This window comes from Flavobacterium zhairuonense (assembly GCF_004352915.1).
Taxonomy (GTDB): Bacteria; Bacteroidota; Bacteroidia; order Flavobacteriales; family Flavobacteriaceae; genus Flavobacterium; species Flavobacterium zhairuonense.
On record NZ_SJSY01000076.1, the window covers coordinates 620205 to 634679 of the forward strand.

Here is a 14475-nt window from a genome sequence, read left to right on the forward strand (position 1 = left end):
TATGTATAAAGGAACATATAACGAAAACGGAGATTACACAGGCTTTTATGTTGAGGGAATTCATGAAAGCATTCCTCAACCTAATATTGAACTAACTGAAGAAGAATGGCAACAAGCATTGTCCAAAAATTATAAAGTAATTGAAGGCAAACATACATTTTCTCCTTTTGTTCAAAATAAAGAAGAGCTTTTAGAAAATTTAAGAGCCAAAAGAAATTCATTATTAGTAGAAAGCGATTGGACACAAGTAGATGATGCTCCTCTTTCTGAAGAAAAAAAATCGGCTTGGAAGAATTACAGACAAGAACTAAGAGATTTAACTGATTTAGAAGATGTAGCAACGGTTGTTTGGCCAGTAAAACCTATTTAATAAATATTCATTTATAGATTTTAAATGAATATTCAATCAAATAACTATTCTTTATTAAAATAAATATGGAAGAAAACACAACATATAAACCTTTTGCTTATATAGATCAATATATTCCAGTAGAAGGAACATCGGTTTATTATAATACTGAAAAGACTTTAGCCGTAAAAAAGAATGATTGCTCCCGAGGAACAGCCGGAAATTTAATTACTTTGATTGCTCCTGCTAATAAATTTGTTTCTACCGAAAGTGTTGCAGATGCAGACCAACAAGCACAATCCTGGTTAGATGCAAATGCACAAGCTTATGCAAACAATACTGGAATTTGCACTACTAGACCTACTGCATGGCGAGGTGATAATCCTTCTTGCGTATTAGAACCTTCAACAACTCTTCTACCATTTGATTACATGACCGTTAAATACAAATGGGCATTTGGCGCAGGTGATGACTTGGATACTTTTACAGGTTTTGTAAATACCGGTATTAATATTTTAGACAATCAATGGGTTGGTTTTGGTCTTAAAAATGAAGTTCCAGCAAATGCTTCTGCTCAAGATTCTTATATAATTTGGGGTGGAGATGTACAACATTTAACTGGTGTTGAGACCTGTCTTATAAATTTCAAAAAAATAAAAGAAGATTATTCTAATTTAAACGATGTTCTAGTAAGGCTAGCCGGCGTTTGGTGGAGCTCAAAAGACACTGGAAACATTGATATAGAAATAACAACCTACCTTGGTGGAACTATGACGAAAGTAGAAAAAGACATTGTAAACCATAATGGAGAGCAAGTGCAGCAGTTAAACTTTTCAAAAAATGTTTCGGTACAAGGAAATCATTTAACTATAGATCAAGCTACTAACATTGGCTACATTAATTATTCTAGCAATCTCTCAACTGCAAATGTTGTAATAAATTATTAAAAACATGGGAAATACAGGATACAAATCTTTTGAAACATTAGAAAGATACTATACAGATGACAACACATCAACTGGAGAAACGAAACCAAATATAGTTACTGATCCAGATTATATTGCTCCTTTTTTAGATACTACGAATTGCCCCCCAGGTGCACGTTTCTACAATACAACACAAACTAAAACAATAACTCGAAACAATTGTGGACCGGGATATTCAGGAAGTGATGCCATTCTTACCGCTTATCCAAATCAGTTTGTTTCGAATGAAAGTTTATTGGATGCAAATAATCAAGCCCTTGCTTGGTTAGAAGCTAATGCACAAATTTACGCTAATAATGTAGGAACCTGTACAATTTCCGCTACTACAAATCCTACAGTTCCAACATTGCAACATGCATACTATGGAGGCGAAAACATGACGCTTCAGTGGCCCAATTATATTGATTCAGGGCCAATCATTTACGAATTATATCGCACTATAAATGGCGGTACTCCTATACTTTTACAAACATCAACGGATACTTTTTATTATGATAAATTATCAAATGGTGTAACATATTCATATCAAATTAGAATTAATTCTAATGGATACATCTCTCCTTACAGTAATACTGCAACTGTAACAGGCACATCTTCATAAAAAATATAATTAATAATCATTTGGCGGTTTTATACCCCAAATGATTATTAATCTCTTCAAAAAACTACTTATAAAATACTGCAAAATGAGCGCAAATCATAACAGAATAAAAGTAGCTGATTTAGAAACGAATCAGCAAAACAAAATTTTAATTACCAATGAAAATGGTGAATTAACTTTTGATGATATTCCAGAGAAAACTTTTAAAACAATAAATGGCGAATCAATTCTTGGTAATGGAAACATTGATTTGTCTAACAAACAAGATATTTCAAATCAATTAGAAGTTAATGCTAGTCAAACAATCTCTTCTAACTGGCATGGAAAAACAGTTCTCTTTACAGCAAACTGTACTATTACAGTTCCAGCTACACTAATTGACAATTTTATTTTTAATGGTGTTACTTTAGCGGGAATTACTGTGAATTGGGTAATTACAGCTCCCCATACTTGGTTGTTTGGAGTTCCTTCAGCAACATCTGAAAAACAAATTTTCACTTTTACGAAAAGAGGTTCTACAAATAGCATTTTATTATTAGGTGTATAATGGGAAGCTTATTACAAAATACCGTTTTCGGAAGAACTAAAAATTCTTTTGTATCTACTTGGAGAACAAGTAATACTTCATCCGGATCAACTACTGCCACACAGATAAAACTACCTTTAATTTCAGCAGGAAGCTATAACTTCATTGTGGATTGGGGCGATGGAACGTCTAGTATAATAACGACATGGAATCAAACACAAACAACACATAATTATTCAGTTGCTGGAGTTTACACAATAAAAATAAAAGGAAGATGCAAAGGATGGGTATTTAATAACGCTGGAGACAAATTAAAAATTTTATCGATACAAAGTTGGGGAAATCTTTCTTTAGGTACCACACAAAAAGGTTATTTCTGGGGATGTTCCAATCTTAATCTTACTGGTGTAACAGACCTTTTAAATTTATCTGAAACACAAAATTTATCTCAATGTTTTTATGCCTGTAATGCACTTACATTTATAAATAGAGCAAATGAATGGGATACTTCTGGAGTTACAAATATGAACTATATGTTTCTTCAGTCAAATTCATTTAATCAGGATTTAGGGAATTGGAATGTTTCGAATGTTTTGGATTTTACGAACATGTTTAATGCCGCTCCATCTGGAGCATTTAACAATGGAGGAAGTTCCAGCATAAATAATTGGAATATTAATACTTCTGGTGGTGTATTGATGACAAATATGTTCAATAATCAAACTTCATTTAACCAATCGTTAGGCAATTGGAATATGACGGGAGTTACTGCAATTGATGGAATGTTTAATGGTTGTAGTTCATTTAATCAAGATTTGTCAAATTGGGAAAGAGTGGACTCGACACTTGCTAATGTTACTACAATGGCAGCTACATTTCAAGGATGTTCTGTTTATAATAAAAGCATGAATAGTTGGAATGTCAGTGGGGTTTCTAGTTTCAGCGCATTTTTACGTAATGCATCTCTTTGGAATAATGGATTAGGAGCGGGAGTTTCAGGAATTATGACTTGGAATTTAAGCACATCTATTATTGTCAATTTGAATCAGATGTTTCAAAACTGTCAAAATTTCAATCAAATTGTTGGAGGATGGAATACCAATAAAGTTGCAAATATGACAGATTTATTTTCTGGTTGTACTAGATTCAATAATGGAATGACATCAGCAGCTGTTGGTCCAATGACATGGGATTTATCTAATTGTGCTTCTACTGCAAGAATGTTTCAGGCTGCGTCGGCATTTAATCAAGATATAACATCTTGGAACATGACAACAGTTAATAATACAAATGGTATGTTTACAACGGCAAAGGTTTTTAATCAAGCTATAAGTAATTGGGAAAGAGTTGGATCTACAATGGGAAATGTAACCAATATGACTGGCATGTTCCAAACAGCATTAGCTTTTAATAACGGCCTGCCACCAGGAGTTGCTGGAAATATGTTTTTAGATTTTAGTAATGCTACAACTCTAAGCAGTATGTTTATCCAAGCTTCAGCATTTAATCAAAATTTAGGTGCAGCTAATATGAGCAAAGTAACAAACTTTACTAACATGTTTTCAGAAGCAACCAAGTTTAATAACGGAGAAAGTACTGATATTAACAATTGGATTCTTAATACCTCAGTTGGAGCAAATGTAATCATGGATAGAATTTTTGCATCAGCTTCTAAATTCAATCAACCCTTAAATAATTGGAATGTCTCTGAGGTAACAAATATGACATCAGCATTCTCAGGAGCAAGTATTTTTAACAAACCATTGAATAATTGGAATACACAAAAAGTTACTAGTATGGCTGCAATGTTTGCAACTGCCTCATTTTTCAATCAAGATATTTCAAACTTTAATTTATCTAATGTAACAACAATTTCACAGATGTTTTATCAAGCCGGATCGTTTAACAATGGGGGAAGTAATGGTATAAATAATTGGGACACTTCAAAAGTTACAAATATGGGCCAAACTTTCCAATCCGCATCAGCATTTACTAGACCAATAAACAACTGGAATATTTCGAATGTGACATCGGCTTTTAATTTTATGGCTGGCAAAAACGCTGCTAATTACTCAACAGCAAATTTAGATGCAATTTACAATACAACAAATGGTTGGGCATCAAGACCTGTAAAAGCAAATGTATCTATTAGTTTTAGTACTATAAAATATACCGCAGCTGGAAGTGCAGGAAAGGCAATTTTAACTGGATCTCCCAACAACTGGACTATAACAGATGGCGGAATTTAATTATGAATCTATTCAAATATTTACTCAAAATATAAAAAATGAGCACAAACCACAACAGAATAAAAGTGGCTGATTTGGAAACAAATGAGCCAGACAAAATTTTAAGTACTAATTCACTTGGCGAATTAGAATTTACCAACATTAACGCTATAAAAGTTGACAGTTACAATGCCCTTGATTATACTGATGCGGGCAAAGCATTAGATGCAAGACAAGGTAAGATCTTAAAAGACTTTATCAACGACATTAATGCTTTATTAGTTTCAGATAATGTCAACTTAAATACAATCCAAAAATTAGTCGATGCAATTGAAGATGTAAAAGCTTCGTTAGACACAATTTTGGTTAATAACCTAAGTTCCGGTGGAACAACAAAGGCTTTGACTGCAGAAATGGGCAAAACATTGCAAAATACTAAAGTTGACAAAGCTCCTGGCGAAAGATTAATTAATGCTGAAGAAATTACCAAACTCTCTGGAATATCAAATGTTGTTACTACCGTAAAAACGATAGTATCAACTGCTTTAGCAACCCAAAACATTACAGGATTTGTAAATTATATTAATGCCTTAAATCCTGTGCTTATAGTTGGTCCTAATGAAATTGTGAAGTACACAACCAGCGATACAGGCCGAACATTTGAATTAAACTTAAGAGGTCGTTCTTTCGGTGTTGGACAACCAGCTATCACAGCTTCAAATGTTGTAGAAGTTACTGATTTCTTAAATAAGGACATCAAATTGAGTAATTATCTTTCTACACGTAACGATGGACAATCACCAACTAACAGAGTGTTAGGAACAGATGCTAATGGTAATTTAAAAATGTATAGTATTACATCTTTTCCAGCGCCTTTTTTAGAATCTTTAATTGCTGATAGTCCTTTACCCTCAAATACGGGTAACATAACAATTAAAGGAGCGTTTTTTACACCAACAATGACAGTATCAATTGTCGGTCAAACAGTAAACTATGTAACTTTTGTTAATGATAATTTAATTAAAGTAAATGTTACAACTGGATCTGCAGAAGGAAGTTTTTCGGTTACTTTAAACAATGGGATTTCAGCAACATTTAATAATGCTTTATTGATTGTTTTGGGGACTGTTTACACTCCAATATCATCTGAATGGTCAGAAATTACAGGATTAATTGATGTTTCTTCCGGAGATTACTTAAAAACAGTTGCACTGGGAACTATTGGTACAGCTAAATGGGGCCATATAGCTCTAGGTGTTAATTTTAGTCTTAGATTTGTTATTACAAAAACACCACTTGGAAATGCTGACAATGGTTATGATGCTTCAAGTTTTTCAGTTTCACTGTATGACAAAGTAACTAATGCTGATATCTTAAAGTATACGCGAAGAGTTGAATATGCAATATCTGGTGGAAGTCATTATGTATATAGAGAAAATGGTACAACCGAATATGCTATATCAGCTCCATTTAATGACATAGATCTCGGTAATACAGTTGTCATTGAATTTAGACGTGTAGCGGGAATATTTTCGTTTTTAATAAACAGCGTTGTAAAATCGGGATTAACTCAAACCTCTGTCAATGCACTTGGTGTAAAAATCCGCGTAAAAAATTTAGATGTTAAAAATATTAAATTTATAGCATTAGCAACTTAAAGGCATTAAATTTTAAAACTTTTGTTTCCTCATAAAAAAAGCTGTTTACAACATGAAAGGATATGTATTTTTACAATAGCATTTATTATTCAAATAGTTCTCGTTAATAAACAAGTCTTCAAATAATTGTAAATTATAGTAAAAGTTTGGAAAGGTTCATAAATTCTTGAAATAGTAAATTAATTGAGATTTTGAACTATTTTTTTATGTCTACAAGGTTTTTCTTTTCCAATCACAAAATTTTCCTAAATAATTCCATCATAATTGATATATCGGGAAAAGTCGATATATTTGCATCATGGAAAATATAGAACTTTTTAAAGCGCTTTCAAACAAATCCAGATTGCAAATGCTGGAATGGTTGAAAGAACCCGAAATCAACTTTCCAGGTCAGCTGGAACATGGCGGATTTGAACACGGTGTTTGCGTGGGACAAATTCAGGCTAAAGCCGGTTTGACACAATCTACAGTATCAGAATACTTGTCTATTTTGCAGCGTGCTGGTTTTATTGAAGCCAAACGCGTTGGACAATGGACTTATTATAAACGCAACGAAGGTGCCTTTGAAGCACTTAGTAAATTAATTCAATCTAATTTGTAAAATTACTATGAGTACAAACAACCTGTTTTCAGAATTTAACTTAAAATCGTTAAACCTGAAAAACCGAATCGTAATGGCGCCAATGACGCGCTCTTTTTCTCCAAACGGAGTTCCAACTGATGATGTAGCAGCTTACTACCAAAAAAGAGCTGAAGGCGAAGTTGGTTTAATATTATCAGAAGGAACTGTTATTGACAGACCTTCATCATCAAACGATGCAAATGTTCCTCATTTTTATGGAGAATCTTCTTTAAATGGCTGGAAAAAAGTTATTGACGAAGTTCATGCTGCTGGCGGAAAAATGGGCCCGCAGATCTGGCATATGGGAATTATGGATAATCATCATTCTGGCTGGGTTCCTCCTGTTCCTTTTGAAGGTCCATCTGGATTAAACCGTCCTGATTTTAGAAATGGAATTACGATGTCTGAAAAAGATATTGAAAATACAATTTTGGCTTTTGGCAAAGCTGCTGCTGATGCAAAAAGACTTGGTTTTGATACAATCGAAATTCACAGCGCGCACGGTTATTTAATTGATCAATTCTTTAGAGCGGAAACAAACTTACGTGAAGATATTTATGGTGGGAAAACGTTGCCAGAACGTAATCGTTTTGCTGTTGAAGTCGTAAAAGAAGTCAGAAAACAAGTTGGAAATGATTTCGCAGTAATCATGCGTTTTTCTCAATTCAAACCTTCTGATTACAATTATAAATTGGCTAAAAATCCACAAGAATTAGAGGCTTGGCTTGCGCCTCTTGTTGACGCTGGAGTTGATATTATACACGCTTCACAACGCAGATTCTGGGAACCTGAATTTGAAGGTTCTGATTTGAATTTTGCTGGATGGGCTAAAAAAGTGACTGGAGCTCCAACTATTACTGTAGGTTCTGTTGGGCTTTCTAGTGATTTCTTTGGCGCTTTTGCCGGAGAGAGTTCTGAACCAACTTCTTTAGAAGAATTAAACAGACGTTTCGACAGAGGTGATTTTGATTTAGTTGCTGTTGGAAGACCACTCCTATCTGATCCAAATTGGGTTGCGAAAATTAAAGCTGGAAAAACCGAGGAATTAAAAGGCTTCAGTAAAGAAGCTTTGGGGGCTTTGGTTTTAGAATAACTTTGAGACACTAAGCTACTAAGTTTCTAAGATTCTAAGCTTTCATTCTTATATCAAATTCTTAGAATGTCTTTAAATACAAAAGGGATAAACTTAATTGTTTATCCCTTTTGTGAATATCTATAACTAACAAAATTAGAAATTCAATATTTTTATTTAAAGGTACATAGTAACAAAGGTGCAAAAGAACAAAGTTTTAACCTTAAGCCTTTGCAACTTTGTCGCTTTGCCCCTTTGAACCTACTTTCTTCTGAAGCCAATTTCTAACTGGTTCGTCATATAATTTTAAACATACAAAAGCCAAAACAATACTTGCTACAAGAAGCGCAATTCCAGGAAGGAATCCATCTTCAAGGGAAACTTTATTATCTACTACCCATGCCGTGTACCAATAAATCAATGGATAATGCGTAATGTAAATTGGATATGAAATATCGCCTAAAAGCTTGCATATTTTAGCAGAAAAAGCACTTTTGATCTGTCCACCGGCTCCAATTGCAACAATCAACGGGAAAACTAAAATGATACAGAAAGACTCATACAAACCGTTCATCCATAATGAGTTTTCGTCTCCAAATCTTGGCAAAGCCAAAACAACAGTGATTAGAATACTACAAATCCAGAAAGCTCCTTTTAAATGAATTAATTTTCCTAAACGACACAATAGCATTCCAGCAAAAAATGGATACAACAAACGAGTAAATCCAATGTTCATTTGTTCTAAGTTTAAAGACCAGCCTCCTATCACATCGCCTTTGGGTCCGAAAACAAGGTAATTAATTAGCAGTCCGGCAAATAGCAGTACAAAAACTGACAGTACTTTTTTCGAAAATTTGCGAAATATTAGGGCGTACAAGATATTTGCAATATATTCAAAGAAAAGCGACCATGCCGGACCGTCTAAAGGATGCATTTCACCCCAACCTCTAATTTCTAATGAAGGCGGAATTGGCAATAATGTAAAACCAATAACCATTGTTACAATCACTTTCCAAACTTCCATATTTGCAATCATTGGAAATAATATATCTGAAGCTTGAAAATAATAAAATATAGCACCAATTATCATCCCCATGATTACCATGGGCTGTAAACGGATTAATCGGCGTTTGTAGAACTCCCATTGTGTCATTTTTGCCCAGCGATCGTCATAAGCATAGGCTACAACAAATCCAGATAATAGGAAAAAGAAATCTACAGCCAAATAGCCATGATTGATAATTTGCTTAAAACGGTTTCCGCCGCTAAAAGTTTCAAAAATGTGAAATGCAACAACTAAAATCGCAGCAACACCGCGCAAGCCATCTAAAATTTCGTAATGTTTTTTTGGTTTAATATCATTCATATAATGGTTAATTATAAATTGTTAATGGTGAATTTAATTAATAATTGATAATTTACAATTCACAATTATTATTAGTGATTTTTCAGCCATTCTAATCTTCTTTGATCTGGAAGATGTTTTACCGTGAAATTTTCAAATTTAGCTTCGAAACCATTTCCGTCTGGCGAAGCTGCCATTAAACCAACCATTACAGGCGTATTATCTTGTAACGGCGCATTTCTGGTCATAATGTAGTTTTTATCATCAAAAGAATAAAAGACTTCAACAGCATCTAATCGACGTACAGCTTTAATCCAGATAAACGGCGGCGCTTTTTCAAGTGTAGTTACGCTCCAATCACTTTTTTCATGCGTTACTACAGTACTGATGTTGAATTTTCCGTCAACAAATTCTACTCCGGTTTTAATGTAGTTTTTTTCATCAACTCGAATCATTAATCCCATTTGGTCAAAACGGGCAATATAATTTCCGGTAATTTTTACTTTGGCTTCAAACTCGCCACCATAAGTTGCATAGTAAAAAGGCGCGTCGTCAACCGTAAAACCGTAATGCGAAATTCGCCAATAATCACTGTTTGGAGTAACATTCATAATCAATGCGTTGTTTTTAATTTCCCATTTTTCAGGCTCATTAAACCATTGCATCTTACTAAGAGTTTGTGCCGAAAGGTTTTGAAACAAAACAAATCCAATCGCAAATAATAGTATTTTTTTCATTTTTTTTCGATTCTTAATTTTTCGAGAAGCCAAACTTCTAACATTTAACATTTTTACATCTAACTTTTCAGGACAAAAGCAAAGCTGTAAACTTTTACATTTACAGCTTTACAAACCAACCAATTTAGAAATAATAAAACTTATTGAAGTGAGAAGCCCACTTTAGATTTTATATCTGCAGATGATGCACCAATTAAAGCTTCAAAAGCTCCTGGTTCAGCAACCCAGTCGTGTTTTTTATCATCAAAGAAACTTAACGCTGTTTTGTCAACTGTAAAAGTTACCGTTTTTTCTTCTCCTGCTTTAAGAGAAACTTTTTCAAATCCTTTTAATTCCTTAATTGGACGTGGCAAAGAAGATTTTAAATCGCTGATATAAAGCTGTACAGTCTCTGATCCTTCGCGACTTCCCGTATTTTTTACAGTAACTGAAAATGTTATTTTATCACCAGAAGTCATTTGTTTTTTATCTGAAGTAACTTTTCCGTAAGCAAAAGTCGTATAGCTTAATCCGTGACCAAAAGGGAATAATGGTTTGATTTTTTGTTTGTCTGCCCAACGGTATCCAACATAAATTCCTTCGTTGTAAACAACTTCATCTCCACCTGGAAACTGACCTAAAGCGTGTGCTCCATTGTCAGATAATTTTACTGGGAAAGTGAAAGTCAATTTTCCTGATGGATTCACATCTCCAACCAAAACATTTGCCAAAGCAGTTCCAGCCTCAGTTCCTAAAAACCATCCTTGTACAACTCCTGGAACTTCTTTAATCCAAGGCATTGAAACAGCATTTCCAGAAATATTAACGAAAACAATGTTTTTATTTACTTTCGCTAATTGGCTGATTAATTCATTCTGTCCATAAGAAAGTTCCAATCCTTTACGATCGTGACCTTCATCATCTTGATTTGGACTTTTGTTCAATCCTCCAATAAAAAGAACGATATCAGCATCTTTAGCTACTTTTACAGCTTCAGCAGTCAATTCTGCCGGAGAACGTTTTTCTTCTAAACTTACTTTAGCCACAACTCCGTTGTAGTTGCTTGTTGGATCTCCAACATAACCACGAGCATAAACGATTTCTGCCTGATTTCCGATTTTTTTCTTCAATCCTTCAAGTGGAGTAATTTCGTATCTCGCTTTAAGAGAAGAACTTCCTCCTCCTACTGTCATCATTTTGATAGCATTTTCTCCAATAACCGCAATCTTCTTAGTTTTAGAAAGATTGATTGGCAAAATGTTGTTGTTGTTTTGCAACAAAACAATTCCTTCTTCAGCAATTTTACGACCTGCATCAGCGTGTTCTTGTGTTCCAAAAGAACCGAAAGGACGATTTTTATCCATTGTCGTCAAGAAAGCCAAACGCAAAATACGACGTACTTTTTCGTCTAATTCTTTAGTTCCAACTTCCCCTTTTTTAATCATTTCTGAATAAGGTTTTGCTAAATAATAATTATCATAAGCATTGCTTGTACCCCAAGAAAGTCCGTTTGTCCAAGAACCGAATTCCATATCTAAACCATTGTAAATAGCTTGTTTTGTATCATGAACACCGCCCCAGTCTGAAACTACAACGCCTTTGAATCCCCATTCTTTACGAAGAATATCGTTAAGCAAGAACTCATTATGGCAACATTGCTGTCCTTTGTATTTATTGTAAGATCCCATAATCGCCCATGCGTCTCCATCTTGTACAGCTGCTTTAAAAGCCGGAAGATAGATTTCATACAACGCTCTGTCGTCAACAACAACATTTACAGTATTACGATTTGTTTCTTGATTGTTTAATGCGAAGTGCTTCACACAAGCCGCAACGCCATTAGACTGAACTCCTTTGATATAAGGAACAACCATTTTTGAAGTCAAAAACGGATCTTCTCCCATATATTCAAAGTTTCTTCCATTTAATGGGCTTCTGTAAATATTTACTCCAGGCCCCAATAGTACATTTTTATTACGGTAACGTGCTTCTTCTCCAATAGATTTACCGTATAAAGAAGCCAATTCTTTGTTCCAAGTTGCAGAAAGTGCTGTAAGTGCAGGAAAAGCAATACATGAATCGTTTGTCCATCCGGCTTGATCCCATTCGTCCCATTTTACTTCCGTGCGAATTCCGTGTGGTCCATCGGTCATCCAGTTTTCTGGAATTCCAAGACGTTTTACACCTGGCGAACTAAATTTTGACTGCGCATGAATCATGGCAATTTTTTCGTCAGTTGTCATTCTTTTAAGCGCATCTTCTACACGCTCATCAATTGGCTTTTTATCATCAAGATAAACCGGAACTTTATTTTGTGCATTCAATCCGAATGAACTCAATAAAACTAAAACAACGATTGTTTTAACGTTTTTAAACATAACTATTATTATTTATTTAAGCATTCAACTTATATAAAAGGTCTAGTGGTCAGTTGTACCTTTTATTAATATTGTAAAACTAAAACGTTATCGTACAAGTTACATTTTTAAACGCAAAAAAGTAGTGAATTAAAAAATCAAATAATTGATTTTCAATTGAATAATAAAAAAAATACAGTAAAAAAAGTAGTGATTTTAAAATATTTCTTTATGATTTCAAGGCCAATGAACCAATTTTCATGACCATTTCTTCGAAATCATTTCTCGAAACTGCAGCCTTATTTCGAGCTCTGGTTCGGTAATTGTAAATTGTGCTTAAAGAATAACGAAGAAATGCAGCAATCTTAACACTATCTGTAATTCCTAATCGAATCAGTGCAAAAATTCGTAATTCGGTATTCAGCAATTCTCCTTGTTTCAAAACTATTTGTTCTTCGGAAATTAGCAATGCATTGAAATCCTTCACGAAAGTTGGATATAAATTCAAAAAGATAATATCGAAGTTTTTATACAATTCCTCCAATTCATTATCAACTAAAGTTGTAGATTTCAGAATTTTATAAATTTCATCAAACTGTTTGGCCGCCGCTTTTTTATTTAAAATAATACGATAGTTTTCTAATTTGTTAATGTACGTCGAACAAAGACTGAAAAAATGCGCGATATATTCTTCTTTAACATGATTAGACTCAGATAATTGTGAATTGGTTTCCTGCAATTGTTCATTGGTTTGGGTAATGTCTTTATTCAATTCCGCCAATTTCTGACTCGTTTCATAGAGTTCTGCACGAATTCTCGAAACCTTTTTCATTTGTTTGTAAACGTAAATAATCGCTACAATTAAAAATACCGATAACAAACTGATGCACAGTAAATAAACTTGTAATTCTGCTTTTCGTTTTGCTTCTTTTTCTAAATAAACCGTATTGATAATCGAGTAAACCTCTGACATTAAAAGCGTTCGAAATTGGACATTGCAATAAAGCGCATCTTCAATTGCCGATTGGGTGAGTTTATATGCCATATCAACATCGCCAATTTCATAAAAAACAGAAGCTAATTCTTGTAGAGAAGCATTGTCTTTATTGGCGTTTTTTAAATCTGAAGTAGCCGAAAGCGCATAATATTTTTTACGAAGTTCTAAATTATGGGTTGCTTCATTAATTTTCCCTAAAAGATATGTAATAATGGCATATTGCGGATTATCTTCAGTGATTGTTTTGAGCAAGTTTTCTAGCTTCTTTTGTGTATTCTCATATTTCCTTTGAAAAAGATCCTGCGTAAGTTTAGTGATTTGATAGTCTAAAGTATTAGGTTTTAAAACTTGTAAAAGCGAATCTCGGTATTTTACAATTTGCTGATGATATTCTTCATTATAACTGTTTGCCGCATAATGTTCAAAAAATTCGCGATATGAAATGTAATAAGTTGGCAATAAACTTGCAGAGAGATTTTTCTTGTTGATGCTTTTTATAATAGCTTCCGATTCGCGGTATTTTCCTGAAGACGAATAAAGTGTAACCAACTCTAATTTTGCCAAATTCAGAAGGTCTTTATTTTGAAGCTGCGTGCCAATTTTGATGTTCTTTTTTACATATCGAATAGCCGAATCTGAATTGAATTTCTGATATTCTAAATATAAAGTCTTATTGTAATTGTATTCCTGCTCAGGACTTAAACCTTCTGATTTTATTTTTTTGAAGTTTAAAATTCGTTCTTCTTTAAGCTTTACATAATGCTGTTTCTTATTTAACGCATCATTTAATTTATCCAATATAATATCTTCGCTATCCAAAGCAAATGTTGGAAAGCTGAGCAATAAAGCACAAAACAGTAAAAGATTTTTCAAGGTGGTGGTCGATAGTTTTTAGAAAAGCAAATATAGTGAAATTAGTTTCTGAGATACTGATATACTAAGATGCTAAGTTTTTTTTTACTCGCCACGAATTACACGAATTTTCACTAATTTCTACGCTATCTTAAATAATTATAAT

At 33.7% G+C, this 14475-nt stretch carries 12 protein-coding genes; 8 read left to right on the forward strand and 4 right to left on the reverse strand.

From position 1 onward, the window contains the following. The first annotated feature begins 1 nt into the window (after position 1). The 8 genes from EYY60_RS21620 (at position 2) to EYY60_RS21655 (ending at position 8063) form a co-directional block, all read left to right on the forward strand. A complete protein-coding gene (locus EYY60_RS21620; protein ID WP_132991349.1) occupies positions 2–370 on the forward strand; it encodes a tail fiber assembly protein in 369 nt (122 codons plus the stop codon). 65 nt (positions 371–435) lie between these two features. Beyond that, positions 436–1296 (forward strand): DUF5977 domain-containing protein, encoded by an 861-nt coding sequence (locus EYY60_RS21625; RefSeq protein WP_132991350.1) that lies wholly within the window; start codon positions 436–438, stop codon positions 1294–1296. Positions 1297–1300: 4 nt separating this feature from the next. Continuing rightward, positions 1301–1936, forward strand: coding sequence for a DUF5977 domain-containing protein (locus EYY60_RS21630; RefSeq protein WP_132991351.1), 636 nt, complete (start codon positions 1301–1303; stop codon positions 1934–1936). Between the two features lie 85 nt (positions 1937–2021). Then, positions 2022–2483, forward strand: coding sequence for a hypothetical protein (locus EYY60_RS21635; protein WP_132991352.1), 462 nt, complete (start codon positions 2022–2024; stop codon positions 2481–2483). After that, a complete protein-coding gene (locus EYY60_RS21640) occupies positions 2483–4711 on the forward strand; it encodes a BspA family leucine-rich repeat surface protein (protein ID WP_132991353.1) in 2229 nt (742 codons plus the stop codon). Before EYY60_RS21635 ends, EYY60_RS21640 begins: the two co-directional genes overlap by 1 nt. A 38-nt stretch (positions 4712–4749) precedes the next feature. Then, positions 4750–6348 carry a hypothetical protein gene (locus tag EYY60_RS21645; RefSeq protein ID WP_132991354.1) on the forward strand — a complete coding sequence of 533 codons (1599 nt, stop codon included), beginning with the start codon at positions 4750–4752 and terminating at the stop codon, positions 6346–6348. Positions 6349–6646: 298 nt separating this feature from the next. After that, positions 6647–6949, forward strand: a complete 303-nt coding sequence (locus EYY60_RS21650; protein WP_073414322.1) for an ArsR/SmtB family transcription factor — start codon at positions 6647–6649, stop codon at positions 6947–6949. Positions 6950–6956: 7 nt separating this feature from the next. Then, complete coding sequence (locus tag EYY60_RS21655) at positions 6957–8063, forward strand: NADH:flavin oxidoreductase (RefSeq protein ID WP_132991355.1); 1107 nt, start codon at positions 6957–6959, stop codon at positions 8061–8063. Between the two features lie 202 nt (positions 8064–8265). On the opposite strand, the gene EYY60_RS21660 is transcribed toward EYY60_RS21655, so the two are convergent. The 4 genes from EYY60_RS21660 to EYY60_RS21675 form a co-directional block, all read right to left on the reverse strand. Then, complete coding sequence (locus tag EYY60_RS21660; protein WP_132991356.1) at positions 8266–9408, reverse strand: acyltransferase family protein; 1143 nt, start codon at positions 9406–9408, stop codon at positions 8266–8268. 71 nt (positions 9409–9479) lie between these two features. Next, entirely contained in the window at positions 9480–10124 is a 645-nt protein-coding gene (locus EYY60_RS21665; RefSeq protein ID WP_132991357.1) for a DUF1349 domain-containing protein, read from the reverse strand. A gap of 140 nt (positions 10125–10264) precedes the next feature. Beyond that, positions 10265–12481 (reverse strand): glycoside hydrolase family 3 C-terminal domain-containing protein, encoded by a 2217-nt coding sequence (locus tag EYY60_RS21670; RefSeq protein WP_132991358.1) that lies wholly within the window; start codon positions 12479–12481, stop codon positions 10265–10267. 208 nt (positions 12482–12689) lie between these two features. Further along, complete coding sequence (locus EYY60_RS21675; protein ID WP_132991359.1) at positions 12690–14330, reverse strand: DUF6377 domain-containing protein; 1641 nt, start codon at positions 14328–14330, stop codon at positions 12690–12692. Positions 14331–14475 lie beyond the last annotated feature (145 nt).

Coding starts and splice junctions, on each gene's coding strand:
- EYY60_RS21640 (WP_132991353.1), top strand. CDS start 2,483: ATGGGAAGCTTATTACAAAATACCGTTTTCGGAAGAACTAAAAATTCT.
- EYY60_RS21655 (WP_132991355.1), top strand. CDS start 6,957: ATGAGTACAAACAACCTGTTTTCAGAATTTAACTTAAAATCGTTAAAC.
- EYY60_RS21660 (WP_132991356.1), bottom strand. CDS start 9,408: ATGAATGATATTAAACCAAAAAAACATTACGAAATTTTAGATGGCTTG.
- EYY60_RS21625 (WP_132991350.1), top strand. CDS start 436: ATGGAAGAAAACACAACATATAAACCTTTTGCTTATATAGATCAATAT.
- EYY60_RS21650 (WP_073414322.1), top strand. CDS start 6,647: ATGGAAAATATAGAACTTTTTAAAGCGCTTTCAAACAAATCCAGATTG.
- EYY60_RS21630 (WP_132991351.1), top strand. CDS start 1,301: ATGGGAAATACAGGATACAAATCTTTTGAAACATTAGAAAGATACTAT.
- EYY60_RS21620 (WP_132991349.1), top strand. CDS start 2: ATGTATAAAGGAACATATAACGAAAACGGAGATTACACAGGCTTTTAT.
- EYY60_RS21665 (WP_132991357.1), bottom strand. CDS start 10,124: ATGAAAAAAATACTATTATTTGCGATTGGATTTGTTTTGTTTCAAAAC.
- EYY60_RS21635 (WP_132991352.1), top strand. CDS start 2,022: ATGAGCGCAAATCATAACAGAATAAAAGTAGCTGATTTAGAAACGAAT.
- EYY60_RS21645 (WP_132991354.1), top strand. CDS start 4,750: ATGAGCACAAACCACAACAGAATAAAAGTGGCTGATTTGGAAACAAAT.
- EYY60_RS21670 (WP_132991358.1), bottom strand. CDS start 12,481: ATGTTTAAAAACGTTAAAACAATCGTTGTTTTAGTTTTATTGAGTTCA.